The sequence below is a fragment of the Aeromicrobium sp. UBA7512 genome (genome assembly GCF_002476985.1).
Classification (GTDB): domain Bacteria; phylum Actinomycetota; class Actinomycetes; order Propionibacteriales; family Nocardioidaceae; genus Aeromicrobium; species Aeromicrobium phoceense.
In genome coordinates this window covers 166,424-183,942 of sequence record NZ_DLNK01000003.1, presented here as the reverse complement: position 1 = coordinate 183,942, position 17,519 = coordinate 166,424, and the positions used below count along the sequence as shown (strand labels likewise).

16 protein-coding genes are annotated in these 17,519 nt (G+C 70.8%); 5 read left to right on the top strand and 11 right to left on the bottom strand.

Annotation, left to right across the window (positions count from 1 at the left end; all coding sequences use genetic code 11):
* Positions 1-76 precede the first annotated feature (76 nt).
* Both B2363_RS02765 and nrdR read right to left on the bottom strand, forming a co-directional pair.
* Positions 77-2,995, bottom strand: a complete 2,919-nt coding sequence (locus tag B2363_RS02765) for a vitamin B12-dependent ribonucleotide reductase (RefSeq protein ID WP_286928275.1) — start codon at positions 2,993-2,995, stop codon at positions 77-79.
* 100 nt (positions 2,996-3,095) lie between these two features.
* Entirely contained in the window at positions 3,096-3,611 is a 516-nt protein-coding gene (nrdR, locus tag B2363_RS02760; protein WP_286928274.1) for a transcriptional regulator NrdR, read from the bottom strand.
* 395 nt (positions 3,612-4,006) lie between these two features.
* Here nrdR and B2363_RS02755 point away from each other — a divergent pair, with 395 nt between their 5' ends.
* Both B2363_RS02755 and B2363_RS02750 read left to right on the top strand, forming a co-directional pair.
* Positions 4,007-5,113 (top strand): RNA polymerase sigma factor, encoded by a 1,107-nt coding sequence (locus B2363_RS02755; RefSeq protein ID WP_286928273.1) that lies wholly within the window; start codon positions 4,007-4,009, stop codon positions 5,111-5,113.
* 54 nt (positions 5,114-5,167) lie between these two features.
* Positions 5,168-5,674 (top strand): Dps family protein, encoded by a 507-nt coding sequence (locus B2363_RS02750; protein WP_286928272.1) that lies wholly within the window; start codon positions 5,168-5,170, stop codon positions 5,672-5,674.
* 58 nt (positions 5,675-5,732) lie between these two features.
* Here B2363_RS02750 and B2363_RS02745 read toward each other — a convergent pair whose 3' ends face one another.
* Complete coding sequence (locus B2363_RS02745; protein WP_286928271.1) at positions 5,733-6,221, bottom strand: hypothetical protein; 489 nt, start codon at positions 6,219-6,221, stop codon at positions 5,733-5,735.
* A 183-nt stretch (positions 6,222-6,404) separates the two neighbouring features.
* Complete coding sequence (locus tag B2363_RS02740; RefSeq protein ID WP_286928269.1) at positions 6,405-6,806, bottom strand: LysM peptidoglycan-binding domain-containing protein; 402 nt, start codon at positions 6,804-6,806, stop codon at positions 6,405-6,407.
* Between the two features lie 173 nt (positions 6,807-6,979).
* On the opposite strand from B2363_RS02740, the gene B2363_RS02735 reads away from it, so the two are divergent.
* Both B2363_RS02735 and B2363_RS02730 read left to right on the top strand, forming a co-directional pair.
* Positions 6,980-7,906: a YihY/virulence factor BrkB family protein gene (locus B2363_RS02735; protein WP_286928268.1), complete on the top strand. Its 927-nt coding sequence runs from the start codon at positions 6,980-6,982 to the stop codon at positions 7,904-7,906.
* A gap of 122 nt (positions 7,907-8,028) precedes the next feature.
* Entirely contained in the window at positions 8,029-8,499 is a 471-nt protein-coding gene (locus B2363_RS02730; RefSeq protein ID WP_286928267.1) for a hemerythrin domain-containing protein, read from the top strand.
* 15 nt (positions 8,500-8,514) lie between these two features.
* Here the strand turns inward: B2363_RS02730 and B2363_RS02725 are convergent, their stop codons facing one another.
* A complete protein-coding gene (locus tag B2363_RS02725; protein ID WP_286928265.1) occupies positions 8,515-8,823 on the bottom strand; it encodes a hypothetical protein in 309 nt (102 codons plus the stop codon).
* Between the two features lie 82 nt (positions 8,824-8,905).
* Here B2363_RS02725 and lexA point away from each other — a divergent pair, with 82 nt between their 5' ends.
* Positions 8,906-9,592 (top strand): transcriptional repressor LexA, encoded by a 687-nt coding sequence (lexA, locus tag B2363_RS02720; RefSeq protein ID WP_286928263.1) that lies wholly within the window; start codon positions 8,906-8,908, stop codon positions 9,590-9,592.
* 9 nt (positions 9,593-9,601) lie between these two features.
* Here lexA and galE read toward each other — a convergent pair whose 3' ends face one another.
* From galE to miaA, 6 genes are read right to left on the bottom strand one after another with little or no spacing between them, the layout of a single operon-like run.
* Complete coding sequence (gene galE / locus B2363_RS02715; RefSeq protein ID WP_286928261.1) at positions 9,602-10,570, bottom strand: UDP-glucose 4-epimerase GalE; 969 nt, start codon at positions 10,568-10,570, stop codon at positions 9,602-9,604.
* A 22-nt stretch (positions 10,571-10,592) separates the two neighbouring features.
* Positions 10,593-12,338: a carboxypeptidase-like regulatory domain-containing protein gene (locus B2363_RS02710; RefSeq protein ID WP_286928259.1), complete on the bottom strand. Its 1,746-nt coding sequence runs from the start codon at positions 12,336-12,338 to the stop codon at positions 10,593-10,595.
* Positions 12,339-12,380: 42 nt separating this feature from the next.
* Complete coding sequence (locus B2363_RS02705; protein WP_286928257.1) at positions 12,381-14,330, bottom strand: ATP-dependent DNA helicase; 1,950 nt, start codon at positions 14,328-14,330, stop codon at positions 12,381-12,383.
* 56 nt (positions 14,331-14,386) lie between these two features.
* Positions 14,387-15,781: a GTPase HflX gene (gene hflX / locus B2363_RS02700; RefSeq protein ID WP_286928256.1), complete on the bottom strand. Its 1,395-nt coding sequence runs from the start codon at positions 15,779-15,781 to the stop codon at positions 14,387-14,389.
* Positions 15,778-16,590, bottom strand: a complete 813-nt coding sequence (gene dapF / locus B2363_RS02695) for a diaminopimelate epimerase (protein WP_286928255.1) — start codon at positions 16,588-16,590, stop codon at positions 15,778-15,780. Before dapF ends, hflX begins: the two co-directional genes overlap by 4 nt.
* 9 nt (positions 16,591-16,599) lie before the next feature.
* Positions 16,600-17,508, bottom strand: a complete 909-nt coding sequence (miaA, locus tag B2363_RS02690) for a tRNA (adenosine(37)-N6)-dimethylallyltransferase MiaA (protein ID WP_286928253.1) — start codon at positions 17,506-17,508, stop codon at positions 16,600-16,602.
* Between the last annotated feature and the right edge of the window lie 11 nt (positions 17,509-17,519).

Sequence of the window (17,519 nt, the reverse complement as noted above, 5' to 3'; positions counted from 1 at the left end):
GATGCAACCCCGGACGCACGAAAGCGGCGCGGCCGTCCCCTTCCCCAGGGACGACCGCGCCGCGGTTCGTGGACGATCAGCTGCAGCCGCTGGTGCTGCCGCAACCCTCGCAGACGTGGCAGGAGCCGGCCGGCCGCATCTTCGTGCCGCAGGTCATGCACAGCGGGCTGTCGACCGCCGCACCCGTGATCTCCTCCAGCAGCTCGGCCGAGGTGTGCGCCTGGCCGGTGGCCGGACGCGCCGTCTCGATCTGGACCGCCACCGCGTCGGCGTCGGCGATCTGCGCCTCGGCCTTCAGCTCGGCGGCCTGCTGGGGCGACGCGCCCGCGGGCTCGTCGGTGACCAGCTCGGCGGCCGTGGAGCCGTCACCCTTGGCCGGCTCGTACGAACCGGTGTCCAGGTAGCGCTGACGCTCGTCGACCGAGAAGATCGACATCGCCGAACGGGTGTCGAAGTCGATGTAGTCCAGCGCCAGGCGGCGGAAGACGTAGTCCATGATCGACTGCGCCATGCGGACGTCCGGGTCGTCGGTCAGGCCGGCGGGCTCGAACTTGAGGTTCGTGAACTTGCTCACGAACGTCTCCAGCGGCACGCCGTACTGCAGGCCGATCGACACCGCGATGCTGAACGCGTCCATCACGCCGGCCAGGGTCGAGCCCTGCTTGCCCAGCTTGAGGAAGATCTCGCCCAGCGTGCCGTCGTCGTGGGCACCGGAGGTCATGTAGCCCTCGGCCCCGCCGACGCTGAAGCTCGTGGTGATCGACGCACGCGACTTCGGCAGGCGGCGACGGATCGGCTTCTCGACGATCTTCTCGACGACCTTGACCTCGGCCTGGGGCGCCTCGGCCGACGTCTTGTCGTCCTGCGACTTCTGGCTGGACAGCGGCTGGCCGACCTTGCAGTTGTCGCGGTAGACCGCGAGCGCCTTCAGGCCGAGCTTCCAGCCCTGGAAGTAGACGTCGGCGATCTCCTCGACCGTGGCGGTCTCGGGCATGTTGACCGTCTTGCTGATGGCGCCGGACAGGAACGGCTGGCAGGCCGCCATCATCCGCACGTGGCCCATCGGCTTGATGGCACGCTCGCCGACGGCGCAGTCGAAGACCTCGTAGTGCTCGGGGCGCAGGCCCGGCGCGTCGATGACGTGACCGTGCTCGGCGATGAACTCCACGATCGCCTCGATCGTCTCGCCGGTGTAGCCCAGCTTCTCCAGCGCGGCCGGGACCGTCTGGTTGACGACCTGCATCGAGCCGCCGCCGACGAGCTTCTTGAACTTGACCAGCGAGAAGTCGGGCTCGATGCCGGTGGTGTCGCAGTCCATCATGAAGCCGATGGTGCCGGTGGGCGCCAGGACCGAGGCCTGCGAGTTGCGCCAGCCGTTCTTCTCACCGATCTTCAGGTTGGCCGCCCACTGCTTGGTGGCCTCCTTCTGCACGGCGATGTCCATCGCGTGCTTGGTGCGGATCTCGTCGTTGGCCGCCTGGTGCTTGCGCATGACGCGCTGGTGGCCGTCGACGTTGGCCGCGTAGCCCTCGTAGGCGCCGACCACACCGGCCAGCTCCGCGCTGCGGCGGTAGGACGTGCCGGTCATCAGCGAGGTGATCGAGCCGGCGAGCGCACGGCCGCCGTCGGAGTCGTACGCCAGGCCCGAGGCCATCAGCAGGGCGCCGAGGTTGGCGTAGCCGATGCCGAGCTGGCGGAACTTGCGGGTCGTGTCGCCGATCGCCTCGGTCGGGAAGTCGGCGAAGCAGATCGAGATGTCCATCGCGGTGATGATGAACTCGACGCTCTTGACGAACTTCTGCGTGTCGAAGGTGCCCTCGGTGGTGAGGAACTTCAGCAGGTTCAGGCTGGCCAGGTTGCAGCTGGAGTTGTCCAGGTGCATGTACTCGCTGCACGGGTTCGAGGCGGTGATGCGGCCCGACTCCGGCGTGGTGTGCCAGTCGTTGATGGTCGAGTCGTACTGGATGCCCGGGTCGGCGCAGGCCCACGCGGCCTGGGCCATCTTGCCCCACAGCTCGCGGGCGTCGATCTCCTCGATGACCTCGCCGCTGGTGCGGGCGCGCAGGCCGAAGCCGGTGCCCTCCTCGACGGCCTCCATGAACTCGTCGTTCACGCGCACCGAGTTGTTGGCGTTCTGGTACTGGACGCTGGTGATGTCCGAGCCGCCCAGGTCCATGTCGAAGCCCGCGTCACGCAGCACGCGGATCTTCTCCTCCTCGCGCTCCTTGGTCTCGACGAACTCGACGATGTCGGGGTGGTCGACGTCGAGCACGACCATCTTCGCGGCGCGACGGGTGGCACCACCGGACTTGATCGTGCCGGCGGAGGCGTCGGCGCCACGCATGAAGGACACCGGGCCCGAGGCCGTGCCACCGGAGGAGCGGAGCAGCTCCTTGCTGGAGCGGATGCGCGAGAGGTTCAGGCCGGCACCGGAGCCGCCCTTGAAGATGAGGCCCTCCTCGCGGTACCAGTTCAGGATCGAGTCCATCGAGTCGTCGACGGCCAGGATGAAGCACGCGCTCACCTGCTGCGGGCTGGACGTGCCCACGTTGAACCACACCGGGCTGTTGAAGCTGAAGACCTGGTGCAGGAGCATGTACGTCAGCTCGTGCTCGAAGATCTCGGCGTCGACGTCGCTGGCGAAGTAGCCGAAGTCCTTGCCGGCCTTCACGTACGTCAGCACGACGCGGTCGAGCAGCTGGCGCAGGCTCTGCTCACGCTCGGGGCTGCCGACGGCGCCGCGGAAGTACTTCGTGGTGACGATCGTGGAGGCGTTGAGGCTCCAGAAGTCGGGGAACTCCACGCCGCGCTGCTCGAAGACGGTCTCGCCGGTCTTCCAGTTGGTCTGGACGACATCGCGTCGCTCCCACGTGACCGCGTCGTACGGGTGCACGCCCTCGGTCGTGTGGACGCGCTCGATCTTGAGGCCTGCCTTGGAGGACTTGCGGCTGGTGCGAGGGGCGGGTCCCGAGTTCCCGCCGACCGTCTCGGTCATGTGGTGCTCCTGTCCTGGTGTGCTGCGTGAGGTTGGTGTGGCTCTGTGGTGAAGATGACTGAGTGTGGAGAGAGTGGGCCGTCGAACGGACCGGAACGGGTCAGGACCCGTGGTCGGACGACTGGGGGGACGACGGCCGGGTCGACGCGTCGAGCACCTGCTCGATGTCGGCGTGGTCGGCGATCAGACCGGCGATCTCGGCGACGAAGTCGTCGGCGGAGTCGAAGGACTTGTAGACCGAGGCGAAGCGCAGGTATGCCACCTCGTCGAGGTCGCGCAGCGGCTCGAGGATCGCCATCCCGATGTCCTGGGTGTTGATCTCGGCCTGGCCCGAGGCGCGGAGGGCGTCCTCGACCTGCTGGCCGAGGCAGGCCAGGTCGTCGGTGGACACCGGACGGCCCTTGCAGGCCTTGGCGACGCCCGCGATCGCCTTCTCGCGGACGAACGGCTCGGTGGCCCCGGAGCGCTTCACGACCATGAGCTGCATCTGCTCGATCGTGGTGAAGCGCTTCTCGCACTGCGAGCAGGCGCGGCGTCGGCGGATGGAGCCGCCCTCGTCGGCCACGCGCGAGTCGAGCACGCGGGTGTCGGTGTTGCGGCAGAACGGGCAGTGCATCGTCTTCCTCCTCGCGTGGGCAGACCCGGGTCCCCGTGGACGAACCTGGGGACGAGCTGTGGACATCTCCGCACATGGTGTGGGCAACAGGGGGAAGCCTGTGGACCTATATGTGGAGAATCACATCCGTGTAACTACTAGATGTAGTGGTTACTGTACGCGGCGCATCGACGCCAAGCAACAACTTCGCAAAGAAGTCCGACAGAAACGGGATCGGGCCCTGATCGGAGGACGTTTGCGCAGGTCAGGGCGGGGCCTGGAGATTTCGAGTCGCGGATTCCGGGCGTGTCGGCGAACATCGAGGGGTCACCCCCAACAGCCAGGCCCCCACGGGGCAGCGCCGGACCGAAGGGAGCCACGATGTCCCACGACCACCTGCTCCGACCGGCCCCTCGATGACCTCTCAGATCACGATGGTCCTGCCCCTCTCGCCCGAACTGCGATCGGCGCGCCTGAACGCCCTCGCCTCGGTCGCCGTGCGCCTGGGCGACGTCGGCGCCGCGCGGGTCGCGGTCGACCAGGCACTCGCGCATCCTGACGCCGCCACCCACGACCTGCTCGCCTCCACCGCACGCATCGCGGGCCTCGCCCCCGGGCACGAGGCCGAGCCTGAGGACGGCAACCACGTCCTGACCACCCTGGCCGCCTGCTGCCACCCCGCACTGCCCGAGGCCGCCCGGATCGCGCTCATGCTCACGACCGCCGCCGGACTGCCCGTCCCCGACACGGCCGGCGCGTTCTCGGTTCCTGACGACACGATGGCGCAGCGGATCGCCTGGGCCGAGAACCGTGCCCGCGGGGCTCTCGGTGCCGCCATCCCCGAGCGCGAGGCGGAGAGCCACCTCGGCCGGGTGCTCGACGTGCTGCTGCTGATCTTCGACGACGGCATCGTCCACCCGAACTACTCCGTGGACCTGCCTCGCGAGGCACTCGAGACCGCGCGTGCGGTGGTCCAGCTGTTCCCCGACGAGCAGGAGCCGAAGGCGCTGCTGGCCCTCATGCTGCTCACCCGCGCCCGCCGCGACGCCCGCCTGGACGACGACGGCAGCCTCCGGGCGCTCTCGCGCCAGGACCGCAGCCTGTGGCGCCAGGACGAGATCCAGGAGGGGCTCTTCCTGCTCCGCGGCAGTCAGCGCGACGGCCGCAACGGGCCCTACCAGATCCGTGCGTCGATCCAGGCCGCCCACGTCACGGCTCACGAGGCGAGGGACACCGACTGGAACCGCCTGCTGGCCCTGCACGACCGGCTCATGCAGATCTCCCCGTCCGACACCGTGGCGCTCGGCCGGGCCTGTGCGGTGGCCGAGGTGCACGGCGCCGAGACGGCCCTGGAGAGCGTCGAGCGCCTGGGCCTGGACAACCACCTCTACCACGCCACGCGGGCCGAGCTGCTGCGTCGGCTCGACCGCACCGAAGAGGCCGACCGCGCCTGGAGCGCGGCCGTCGCACGGGTGCGCAGCGCCACCGAGCACCAGCGGCTGCGCGGCGCGCTGGAGCGCTAGGCAGGTCACATCCGCTGCGGTTGCGAGCGGCGGCGAGCGCCCTACGGTGGAGGCATGGCCACCAAACCCAAGTACACGGTTCCCGGTCTCAGCATCGCCGATGGCGAGAGCATCGCGAAGACGCTGCAGGACCGGTTGAACGCACTCAACGACCTGATGCTGACCCTGAAGCATGTGCACTGGAACGTCGTGGGTCCCCACTTCATCGCCGTGCACGAGATGATCGACCCGCACGTCGTGGAGGTCCGCGACATGGTCGACGAGACCGCGGAGCGCATCGCCACTCTCGGCGCGGTGCCCTTGGGCACGCCCGCCGCGATCGTCGAGGGACGCTCGTGGGACGACTACCCCCTCGGCCGGGCCACCACCACCGAGCACCTCAAGGCGCTCGACCAGGTGTACATCGGCCTGATCGACGACCACCGCAAGGCGCAGGCTGCCGTCGCGGACCTCGACCCGGTCACCGAGGACATGGTCATCGGGCAGATCAGCACGCTCGAGCTGTTCCACTGGTTCGTGCGGGCGCACCTCGAGAGCGCCGGCGGCGAACTCAAGAGCTGACCGCACCACCCGAACACACGTATGCCCCGGTCCACGACCGGGGCATACGGCTGTCCGCTCAGACCAGCGCGTGGGGATGGGCCTGGCGGCCCTGCGCCCGACGATCCTGAAGGACCGCGACCCCGTGCCCCGCGAGCGCGGCGAGGACCTGCAGCGCCATCGACGTGACGACGACTGCCACCGCGAGCCACCAGTAGACCGGGCCCTCCCCCAGACCGCTCAGCAGGACGAGGGCCAGGGACGCGAAGCCCAGGACTCCCCCGGCCACGACCCACGCCAGGGCGCCCATGTCGGCAGGGCGCACCCGCTGCCAGACGTATCCCGCGAGCGCGAGGGCCAGCAGCAGGGCCGCGGCGATCCAGGGTGAGATCTCGGTCAGGGCACTGCCGAGCCAGACCGACGGCGTGTCGACGCCGTGGGCGCCGTCGCGGACCGGCACCAGCCAGGTGACGGCACTGGCCGCCAGCAGGACGGCGGCTCGGCTGAGCACCTGACCACGGAACCTGGTCATCACGTGGATCTGGTGACCATGGGCGACGATGGCCATGGGCGAACCTCCTCGACGTCGGTGTCACGACTCACGCTACGCCGCCGAGGACCGGAACGGGCCGACTCGGCAATGAACGCGTGTCGAACACCCAGACCGCCGCGAGAAGACGCACACGGCGCCCACCGGCCCCTTCCCCGAGGCATCGATGGGCGCCGTGTGCGGGCGCGGTGGAGCGAGAGCTCAGTCCTGGACCGGAACCGCCAGGGTGGAGCCGATGGGCAGCGGCGCGCCGTCCTCGAGGGCGTTGAGCTTGACGATCTCGTCGACCGTGGCGCGGATGTCCGCGTTCGGACGCGCCTCGGCGGCGATGCTCCACAGCGTCTGGCCCGGCTGCACCGTGACGGTGGTGACGATGCCCGGGTCGGAGGCCGATCCCGTGGCCACGACGGCCGACCCGAAGACGATCACCAGGGTCGTGATGATGGCGAGCGCCACCGCGACGATGGCGACGCGGCCCCGGCCGGTGAGACGGACGGGCGCCGAGGGCGCCGCCGTAGCGGAGGCGTACGTCGTGCGGGTGACGACGGGACGGCGCGCCAGGTCGAGCGGGGCGAACGGCGTGTGGTCGAGGGTGATGCTCATGATGGCCTCCGGGGAAGTTCGGCAGTCGTGTCGTGCGGTGTTCGATTCGATCACGTGTTCTATCGAACACATGAACGACTGTACGACCGCCCTCCGACAAAATCGAGCACCATCGAAAACTTGTTCGAACGGCGTGTCGTGCGCTGCGTGCTCCGCGCCGTTAGCGTCGGGGCATGTCGATCGTCCGCACCTTCCTCACCGCCTGGCGTCAGGCCTCGGCCCGCCAGGCTCCCCTGCTGGCCGCGGGCGTGGCCTTCTACCTCTTCCTCTCCCTGTTCCCGGCGCTGATCGCCGCCGTCTCGATCTACGGCCTGGTGGCGGACCCAGCGACCGTCGCCGACCAGACCGCGCGGATCTCCGACGCCCTGCCCGCGGACGCCGCGTCGCTGGTCAACGGGCAGATCGAGCAGCTCACCTCGGCGCCGGCGAGCTCGCTGGGGCTGGGTGCCGTGATCGCGATCGTGCTGGCCGTGTACGCGGCTTCGGGCGGCATCGGCAACCTCGTCACCGCGATCAACCAGCTGTACGGACTCCAGGACACCCGGTCCTTCATCGCGCGCAAGGCCCTCGCCCTGGGGCTGACCGCCGCCGGGGTCGTGTTCGGGCTGGTCGCCATCTCCCTCGTCGCGGTGGTGCCCGCGGTCCTCGACGTGGTGGACGTCGTGCCGGGGGTCCGCCTGCTCGCCAACGCCCTCCGGTGGGTCGTGCTCGCGGGCGGCATCACCGTGGCGATCGGCGTGCTCTACCGCCTCGCCCCCGACCGGGCGTCGACGAGCGGCATCGTCAACCGGGGCGTGATGATCGCGGCCGCCCTGTGGCTGCTGGTCTCCCTGGGCTTCTCGCTCTACGTCGACCTGTTCGGCAACTACTCGAAGACATACGGAGCGCTGGCCGGTGTCGTGGTGCTGCTGCTGTGGCTCTGGATCGGCATGTACGCCATCCTGCTCGGCGCCTGCGTCGAGGCCGCCCGCGAGCACATCGTCACCAGGGAGACCCTCAGCGAGGACGAGCACCTGGCGCGCCAGCGGTCGCAGGACGCCGAGGTCGCCGCAGGCCTCGACCGGTTCACCGAGGAGCTGGACGACAAGCTGCGCCACTGAGGGCACGGCCGAGGCTTGGTACCTTGGGAACAGCGTCGCGTGCCGGTGGCAGTCCGTGCCAGGCATGGAGGCGTGGGATCCGAAGGAGTCGACGATGACCTCGTCGTTGCCTTCGCCCTCGCGTGACTGAGGGCGAGAAGACCAGGCTGATCGCCTGGAGCCGGGAGCTGCGCCGTGTCCACACGCGGCTGCGCGAGGCCTTGACAGTGACGCGTGCCGCCGTCGCCGCGGGCGAGCCCGTCGGCCCCGCGACGCGCGACCTGCTGCTGTTCTGCCACGGCTTCTGCACGGCCCTCTCGGGCCACCACCGGGGCGAGGACCACGAGCTGTTCCCCGCGATCGCGGCCGCGCGTCCCGACCTGGCCGACACCCTGCGCCTGCTGCGCCAGGACCATTCGATGATCGAGTACCTCGTCACCGGTCTGCGAGACGCGGTGGACCGCTCCGCCTCGGCTGCCGAGCTCGACCGGCACCTCGAGGGCATCGCCGCGGTCATGGAGAGCCACTTCCGGTTCGAGGAGCGCCGGCTCCTCTCGGTCCTGGAGACGCTGGAGCTCGACGCCGACCCCCACAGCGCCCTGGGGCCGCTGTGAGCCCCGCGGCCCCGATCAGCCGAGGAGACGGCCGAGCAGGAAGGCGATCGCGCCGACCACCACCACGAGGGCGATCGCACCGCTGACCAGCTCGACGGGGCCCAGACCGTGGTCGGGCACCCCGTGCTGGCGCAGGTCGACCTCGAAGTCCGGCAGCAGCAGCTGGAGGTCCACGGTGGCGTGGTCGGCCACGCCGTGCTCGCGCAGCACCTCGCGGGCGCAGGCCTCGACCTGCGCCAGATCCTCGACGGTGGACGTGCCCACCCCGGACACGTCGACCGTCCACCGGTCGCCCTCACGCGTTCCCACCACCACATAGCTCACGTCCCACACCCTAGGCCACGGGCGGACACGCCGAGTCGAACACGTGTTTGATCCGCGGCTCCGCCGGGACTACGGTCGGGGCATGAGCGAGAACCTGGACGAGCCGGTCGACCTGACCGGGCTGACCAAGCGTCAACGGCGCATCCTGGTGTTCCTGAAGGACCACATCGAGTCCCACGGCTACCCGCCGAGCATGCGCGAGGTCGGCGCCGCGTGCGATCTCGCCAGCACGTCCTCCGTCTCGCACCAGCTCCGCATGCTCGAGCGCAAGGGCTTCATCCGTCGCGATCCCAACCGGCCGCGCGCGCTCGAGATCTACCTCCCCGACTCCAAGCCCGCGATGCGCTCGCGTCCGGCCGAGGTCGACGAGACCGGCAGCGGCGACGCGGTCCCCCAGCCGGCCTACGTGCCGATGGTCGGACGCATCGCGGCCGGTGGCCCGATCCTGGCCGAGGAGCGCGTCGAGGAGGTCATGCCGCTGCCCCGCTCGCTCGTCGGCGACGGCACCCTCTTCCTGCTCGAGGTCAAGGGCGACTCGATGGTCGAGGCCGCGATCTGCGACGGCGACTACGTCGTGATCCGCCAGCAGCAGGTCGCCGAGAACGGCGAGATCGTGGCCGCCATGATCGACGGCGAGGCCACCGTGAAGACCCTCAGCCGCAAGAACGGCGAGGTCTGGCTGCTGCCGCAGAACGCCTCCTACGACCCGATCGACGGCACCGACGCCCAGATCATCGGCAAGGTCACCGCGGTCCTGCGCCGGGTCTGACGGTCGGCGTCAGTCGGCCGGCTCGACCGGACGCGAGGCCCACGCGCTGGCGACCATGTCGTCGAGCGTGTGGGTCAGCTTCCAGTCGAGGTCGCGCGCCGCGAGGGCGCCCGAGGCCACGATGCGGGCCGGGTCGCCAGGACGACGTCCCATCACCTCGGGCTCGAACGCGATGCCCGTGGCGTCGGAGACCGACTGCATGATCTGGCGCACCGAGACCCCCTCGCCGTTGCCCAGGTTGTAGACCCGCGCGAGCTCGTTGCCGGCCAGCAGCCGGCGCACCGCGGTGACGTGCGCCTCCGCGAGGTCGGCCACGTGCACGTAGTCGCGCACGCAGGTGCCGTCGGGCGTCGGGTAGTCGTCGCCGAAGATCCGCGGGCGGTGACCCTGGGCGAGGGCCCGGATCACCAGCGGGAAGAGGTTGTGCGGGCTCGAGTCATAGAGGTCGGGCTCACCCGATCCCACCACGTTGAAGTAGCGCAGCGACGTGTGGCGCAGGCCTGTGGCGTGCGCCTGGTCGCGGATCATCCACTCCCCCACCAGCTTGGACTCGCCGTAGGGCGACTCCGGTCGGGTGGCGGTGTCCTCGGTGACCGTCTCCACGTCGGGGGTCCCGTAGACGGCCGCGGTGCTGGAGAACACGATCGCGCCGATGTCGAGCCGCTCCATGGCGCGCAGCAGGCTCAGCGTGCCGCCGGCGTTCTGGCGCCACGTGTGGGCCGGCCGCTCGACCGAGACCCCGGCGTACTTGAACGCGGCCAGGTGGATGACGGCCTCGATGTGGTGCTCGGCGAGCTGGTCGACCAGCTGCTTCGCGTGCAGGACGTTGAGGTCGATGAACGGGACCTCGGGTCGCACGAACTCGCGGTGGCCGCTGGAGAGGTCGTCGACGACGACCGACTCCAGGCCGGCGCGCTCGAGGGCCCGGACGACGTGAGCACCGATGTAGCCGGCTCCGCCGGTGACCAGGATCGCCATGCTGGCAGCCTAGGACGCCGGGCTACTGCCGGAACTTCAGGGTGCCCACGGACTTGTTCTTGCCCCGCGTGACCTTGACGGTCTTCGGACCGGAGAACCCGCGCGAGATGCCGCGCCACGAGTCGGCGTTGACGACGATGCGGTAGCGCCCCGACGCCAAGCCGGTGACCTTGAAGCGGCCGCCGCCGTCGGTCATCGCGGTGCGGTAGACCTTCTTGCCGTCGGTGGAGGTCAGGCGGATCATCAGCTCGGTGCGCGGCTTGACCTTGTTCGCCGTGACACGACCGCTGACCGAGCCGCCCTTGTAGTTCTTCAGGCCGACGCGCATCGACGAGCCCTTGACGTACACGCGCTTGTACGTGCCGGACGTCCAGGCCCGGCAGTGCTGGCGGTACATCTTGTAGTTCTTGGCCTTCCACTTCTCGAACCCGCGATCGAGTCCGTTGAAGTAGCCGTCGTTGTTCTTGTAGCGGCTCTTGTACCAGGCGTGGCAGCCGGTGCGGCGGCCCATCTCGAACCAGTAGTAGCCCTCGCCGAGGCTGACCTGGCGGCCGTTGCCGGCACGGACGACGTCGGACGCGAGGATCGCGCGGCCCGTCGCGTACTCGCGGATCGTCAGGTAGCGGTCGACCTTGGCCGAGCTGGAGCGGCCCTGGTAGCCACCGGCGATGACCGAGACCTTGGTGCGGTGCCGGCCGATGTTCTGCACGCGGCCGGAGAGACCACCGTTGGGCAGCTGGAGCATGCGGCCCGTGGAGCTGGCCTCGGCACGCTGGTTGACCATCGTGTGGCACGAGCCCCACCCGCGGTCGTTGGCGCCGAACCACAGGCCACCGGCGGGCTTGACGGCGTAGATGCGGTTGCCGGAGGTGGGCAGGAACCCGACCTCGTAGCGACCGCTGGAGTTGGTGCGGGTGCGTCCGTAGACGTTGGCGCAGGACATGAAGTCCAGGTCGCGCAGCACGCGCGAGGAGCGGGACCAGTAGGGAGGACGGCCCACGATGGTGACCTCGGAGCCGGCGACCGGCTTCGAGCCGTTGACGACCTGGCCGCGGATCGACGCGTAGCGCGCGTTGGCGACGTAGCGGTACTTCCCGCCGCGGGTGACGCGGATCGTGGTGCCCGCACTCATGTCACGAGCGCCGCCGGCGAAGGCGCCCGCGCCGTTGCCACGGAACCACCACGAGCGGCGCTCGCCGCCGGAGGTGCCGATGATGTGCAGCTTGTAGCTGGCGGACGGGGAGTTGTTCGCCCCCATGCGGACGCGGAAGGAGAAGCGGCCGCCGTTGCGCTCGACGTCGTTGGCGGTGGAGATCAGCACGTTGCGGTTGCGCGAGCCCAGGCGCCACAGCTCGACCTTGACGCCGGTGGCGGCCGCGCCGCCGGTGCGGGCGACGGTGCCGGAGATGGTGCCGTAGGTGACCTTGGCCTGCTGCGTGATGGGGCGCGCCGCCGCGCCGCTCATCCGCACGACCGCCTTCGGCTTCGCGCGCCACGTCGTGTTGCGGAACGTCACGTAACGCGACGACCGGGCCTTGACCTTGAAGCTGCGCTTCTGGGAGGAGACGCCGTCGACCCAGATGTGGCCCTTGCACGTCTTCTTCTTGGTGCAGCGCGCCCAGACGGCGCCGTACCCGGCGTCGGTCATGGCCACGAGGGCGGTCTTGGTCGACAGTGTGCCCGCGGCCTGCGCAGGTGCGACGGCGACGAAGAGAGATCCGACGAGCGCCAGGCATGCAGCGGCGAGCGAGGGAAGACGGAACGGCATGGGATCCCCGAGCTGGTTGAGCGATGAGTCCGGGCCACGGTATCAAACCGAGGCCTGATTCCCCGCCTTCGCCGTTTCGTCGAGGCGGCGCAGCGCCGCGGTGACGACCGATCGGTCGGTGGTCCGCCACAGCGGCGGCAGGGAGGAAGCCAGGAATCCGCCGTACCTCGCGGTGACCAGGCGCGGGTCCAGGATCGCCACCACGCCGCGGTCGGTGGAGCGCCGGATGAGGCGACCGACGCCCTGGGCCAGCAGCAGCGCGGCGTGCTGCGCGGCCACCTGCATGAAGCCGTTGCCGCCGCGACGCTCGACGAGGCGCTGGCGGGCGCTGCTGAGCGGGTCGTCGGGGCGCGGGAACGGGATGCGGTCGATGATCACCAGGGTGCACGTGTCCCCCGGCAGGTCGACGCCCTGCCACAGGCTCAGCGTGCCGAACAGGCACGCGCTCGGCTCCTCGGCGAAGCGGCGGGCCAGCTCGGGCAGCTGGGCGTCGCCCTGGCAGAGGATGTCGAGGTCGGGCAGGGACTCGCGCACGTACTCGGCCGCCCGCTCGGCGGCGCGCCGCGAGGAGAACAGCCCGAGGGTGCGGCCGCCGGCCGCCTTCACGAGGGCGGTGATCTCGCCCAGCTGCTCGGCCTCGAGCCCGTCGCGGCCGGGCGCCGGCAGGTGGCGCGCGACGTAGAGGATGCCCTGGCGCTGGTAGTCGAAGGGCGAGCCGACGTCGAGACCGGTCCAGTTCTCGCCCTTCATGTCGAGCCCGAGGGACGCCGCGACGGGACCGAACGAGCCACCGAGGGTGAGCGTCGCGCTGGTGAGCACGACGGTCTTCTCGCCGAACAGCTTCTCGCGCAGGGCGCCCGAGACGTCGATCGGCGCGATGCGCAGGTGCAGGCCGGTGCGGCCCTCCCCCAGCCACAGCACCTCGGTCTCGCGACCGGCGGCCATGCGCTCGGCCACGCTGCGGACGTCGTCGATCGAGGTGCGCGCCTGCTGGCGGCCGGGATCGGCCTCCTCGCCCTTCTCCTTGGTGAAGCTCGAAAAGCAGGCACGGGCGCTGTCGCGGACGAGGGCGAGCGCGCCGGCCAGGGCGGGCTCGATCGCGTCGATGCGGCCGGGCTGGACGTGCGTGAGTGCATCGGCGAGGGCGTCGGCGGCGTCACTGAGGTCGTCGGCGGTGCCCCCGTCGTCGAGGTACGACCGGGCCCGGCGGGCGGCTCGCTCGATGAGGCCGGGGTCGAGCTCGTCGGTGGACGCCTGGGTGACCCGGGCGGCGAGCTCGTGCGCCTCGTCGACCACCACGGCGTCGAACTCCGGGAGCATCGGGATGCCCTCGATCGCGTCGATCGCGAGCATCGCGTGGTTCGTGACCACGACGTGGGCGTTGGCGGCGTCCTCGCGGGCCCGCTCGGCGAAGCACTCGGCGGCGTACTCGCAGCGCGCGGCGCCGAGGCACTCGCGCGAGGAGACGCTGACCTGGCGCCAGGCGCGCTCACCGTGGGTGGGCGCGCCGTCGCGGTCGCCCGCGTGGCCGCCCTGGGCCTGGTCCTCGGCCCACTCGCGCAGCTGCACGACCTCGGCGCCCAGCGAGCCCTCGGGGACCTCGACCAGGACGCCCTGGTCGTCGGGTGCGCCCTGGCGGACCCGGTGCAGGCACGCGTAGTTGGCGCGGCCCTTGAGCACGGCGTGGTGCGGCACCGTGGACATCGTGCCGCGCGCTGCCTCCTTGAGAGCCGGGATGTCGCGCTCGACGAGCTGGTGCTGCAGGTTGAGCGTGGCCGTCGCGATCACGACGCGCTTGTCGTGCAGCAGCGCCGGCACGAGGTAGCCCAGCGACTTGCCGGTGCCGGTGCCGGCCTGGACCAGCAGGTGACGCTCCTCGGACAACGCCTTTGCGACCGCCTCGGCCATCGCGACCTGCCCGGGGCGCTCGGATCCGCCCACCGCCGCGACGGCGGCACCGAGAACGTCGGTCACACCGGGTCGGGAGGGCATGGCAGAACGCTACCTGTCCGCCGGAGCCGCGGACTCACCGATCCACAGGGACCGGTTCAGTGGGCCCGGGCGAACTGCTCGAGCTCGGCGGCGAGCTCGGGGTGGACGCGCGCGACGACGTGCGTGCCGTCGGCGACGTGCTCGAGCTGCTCGATCTCGGCGTGCAGGTGCAGCTGGTTCACGAGGTCGCCGCGCGAGTACGGCACCACCGCGTCGACCAGCACCTCGGGCACCGGCAGGTCGGCCTCGATCGCGTTCAGCAGCTCGTCGATGCCCTCACCCGTGCGGGCGCTCACGACGACCGCGTGCGGCTCGCGGGCCAGCAGCGCCTTGAGCACCAACGGGTCCGCCTGGTCGGCCTTGTTGATGACGATGACCTCCGGGACCCGGACGGCCTCGATCTGCGCGAACACCTCACGGACCGCGGCGATCTGGCCCTCGGGGTCGGGGTGCGACCCGTCGACGACGTGCAGGACGAGGTCGGCGTCGGCCACCTCCTCGAGGGTGGAGCGGAACGCCTCCACTAGCTGGTGCGGCAGGTGCCGGACGAAGCCGACGGTGTCCGAGAGCGTGTAGACGCGTCCGTCCGATGTCTCGGCGCGACGCGTGGTGGGATCGAGGGTGGCGAACAGCGCGTCCTCGACCAGCACGCCCGCACCGGTCAGCCGGTTGAGCAGGCTCGACTTGCCGGCGTTGGTGTACCCGGCGATCGCGACCGACGGGATCTTGTTGCGGCGGCGCTCGGCCTTCTTGGTCTCGCGGGTGCCGCGCAGCTCCTTGAGCTCGCGGCGCAGCTTCGCCATCTTGGCCTGGATGCGGCGGCGGTCGGTCTCGAGCTTCGTCTCACCGGGACCACGGCCGCCGATGCCCTCGCCGCCCGCGGCCTGGCCGCCGGCCTGCCGGGACAGGTTGCCGCCCCAGCCGCGCAGGCGCTGGGTCTGGTACTGCAGCTGCGCCAGCTCGACCTGGGCCTTGCCCTCGGCGCTCTTGGCGTGCTGGGCGAAGATGTCCAGGATCAGCGCCACGCGGTCGACGACCTTGACCTTGACGCGGTCCTCCAGGTTGCGCAGCTGGCTCGGCGCCAGCTCGCCGTCGCAGATCACGGTGTCGGCACCCGTCGCGCGCACGGCCTCGCGCAGCTCCTCGACCTTGCCGCTGCCGATGTAGGTGGCGGGGTCGGGCTTCTGGCGGCGCTGGATGAGCGCGTCGAGCACCTCGGAGCCGGCCGTCTCGGCCAGCGCCTTGAGCTCGGTCAGGGAGTTCTCGGCGTCCTCGACGGTGCCTTCGGTCCACACGCCGACGAGCACCACGCGCTCGAGCCGCAGCTGGCGGTACTCGACCTCGCTGATGTCCTCGAGCTCGGTGGACAGTCCGGCGACACGGCGCAGCGACGAACGGTCCTGCAGGTCCATCTCCCCCTGCTGGAGGTCGGGACGGGTCTCGTCGCTCATCCGCGCCACTCCATCGTTCCGCCGGCCACGATCCGGGCCGGTCCCCGCAGGACGGTGCGCTCCGGCTCGACGGTCACGTGCAGGGTTCCGCCGGGCACGTCGACCCGGTACTCGGTGGGATCGTGTGCTCCGTCGGCATGCGCGGTGGCGATCGCCGCGGCGCACGCCCCGGTGCCGCAGGAGCGGGTCTCGCCCGACCCGCGCTCGTGGACGCGCATCCCCACGTGGTGGGTGCCGCGTCGCTCGACGAACTCGATGTTGACGCCCTCGGGGTAGACCGACTCGGAGAACGCGGGCTGCTCCAGCAGGGTGCCGGCGTCCTGCACGCGGTCGACGAACGCGACGGCGTGCGGGTTGCCGGTGTGCACCTCGAGCGCCTCCCAGGTCTGGCCGGCGGCCGAGACCTTGGAGTGCGTGCCGGTGGTGAAGGCCCCCATGTCGACAGCGATCTCGTCGCCGACGACGGAGAGGAACTTCAGCCCGTCGCGCGTGTCGATCGGGAACTCCGGCCCCTCGACGAGACCCTGCTCGAGCAGGTGGCGCGCGAACACGCGGATGCCGTTGCCGCACATCTGGCTCAGCGAGCCGTCGGCGTTGCGGTAGTCCATGAACCACTCGGCGGGCGAGTTGTGGCCCAGCGCGGTGCAGCGCACGACGCGCATGACACCGTCGGCGCCGATGCCGCGGCGCCGGTCGCACAGGGCGGCCACGAACGCCGGGTCGAGGTCACCGTGGAGGGTGCCGTCGTGGTCGGGCAGCAGCACGAAGTCGTTCTCGGTGCCATGCCCCTTGAACCACGTGAATTCCATGTCCCCAGCCTACGGGTGATCGACGAGTGCCACCGCGCGCCCGAGCAGGTCGGGATCGTCGAACGGCAGCCAGTGGATGCGCGGGTCCTTGCGCATCATCCGGTCCTGACGCCGCGCGAACCGCCGGGTGCCGGACTTCGTCTCGGCGCGCGCCTCGTCCTCGGTCAGCTCACCGGCCAGCATCGCGAGCACCTGCTGGTAACCGAGCGCCCGCGAGGCCGTGGGCGAGGCCGCGAGGCCGGGCAGTCCCCTGATCTCCTCGACGATGCCGTCGGCCCACATCGCGTCGACGCGGGCGTCGATGCGCGCGTCGAGCACGTCCCGCGGCACGTCGAGCCCGATCATCACGACCTCCGGGTAGATCGACACCGGTTCGGGCATCGTGGCCGCGAACGGCTCGCCCGTCAGCTCGCCCACCTCGAGGGCACGGACGATCCGGCGCCCGTTGGTGGGCAGGATGGCCGCGGCGGCCCGCGGGTCGCGCCGGGCGAGCTCGGCGTGCAGCGCCTCGGGACCGACGTCGTCGAGGCGCTCGGCCCACCGCGCGCGCACCCGCGGGTCGGTGCCCGGGAAGTCCAGCGGATCGATCGCGGCGCGCACGTACAGCGACGAGCCGCCGACGAGGATCGGCACCGCGTCACGATCACGGATCTGCTCGATGGCGGCGCGCGCCGCCCGCTGGAACGCCGCGACGCTCGCCTCCTCGGAGGGGTCGAGGACGTCGAGCAGGTGGTGCGGGACCCCGGCGCGCTCCGCCTCGGTGGCCTTCGCGCTGCCCACGTCCATGCCGCGGTACAGCTGCACGGAGTCGGCGTTGACGATCTCACCGCCCACGGCGCGAGCCAGGCCGACCGAGAGCCGCGTCTTGCCCGAGGCGGTCGGACCCACGACGGCGACGACGGGACGGCTCGGTCTCATGGGGCCAGTCT

Coding starts and splice junctions, on each gene's coding strand:
- B2363_RS02710 (WP_286928259.1), bottom strand. CDS start 12,338: ATGCCGTTCCGTCTTCCCTCGCTCGCCGCTGCATGCCTGGCGCTCGTC.
- B2363_RS02740 (WP_286928269.1), bottom strand. CDS start 6,806: ATGAGCATCACCCTCGACCACACGCCGTTCGCCCCGCTCGACCTGGCG.
- hflX (WP_286928256.1), bottom strand. CDS start 15,781: ATGAGCGACGAGACCCGTCCCGACCTCCAGCAGGGGGAGATGGACCTG.
- B2363_RS02755 (WP_286928273.1), top strand. CDS start 4,007: ATGACCTCTCAGATCACGATGGTCCTGCCCCTCTCGCCCGAACTGCGA.
- B2363_RS02745 (WP_286928271.1), bottom strand. CDS start 6,221: ATGGCCATCGTCGCCCATGGTCACCAGATCCACGTGATGACCAGGTTC.
- galE (WP_286928261.1), bottom strand. CDS start 10,570: ATGGCGATCCTGGTCACCGGCGGAGCCGGCTACATCGGTGCTCACGTC.
- B2363_RS02705 (WP_286928257.1), bottom strand. CDS start 14,330: ATGCCCTCCCGACCCGGTGTGACCGACGTTCTCGGTGCCGCCGTCGCG.
- B2363_RS02750 (WP_286928272.1), top strand. CDS start 5,168: ATGGCCACCAAACCCAAGTACACGGTTCCCGGTCTCAGCATCGCCGAT.
- nrdR (WP_286928274.1), bottom strand. CDS start 3,611: ATGCACTGCCCGTTCTGCCGCAACACCGACACCCGCGTGCTCGACTCG.
- B2363_RS02735 (WP_286928268.1), top strand. CDS start 6,980: ATGTCGATCGTCCGCACCTTCCTCACCGCCTGGCGTCAGGCCTCGGCC.
- lexA (WP_286928263.1), top strand. CDS start 8,906: ATGAGCGAGAACCTGGACGAGCCGGTCGACCTGACCGGGCTGACCAAG.
- B2363_RS02765 (WP_286928275.1), bottom strand. CDS start 2,995: ATGACCGAGACGGTCGGCGGGAACTCGGGACCCGCCCCTCGCACCAGC.
- miaA (WP_286928253.1), bottom strand. CDS start 17,508: ATGAGACCGAGCCGTCCCGTCGTCGCCGTCGTGGGTCCGACCGCCTCG.
- dapF (WP_286928255.1), bottom strand. CDS start 16,590: ATGGAATTCACGTGGTTCAAGGGGCATGGCACCGAGAACGACTTCGTG.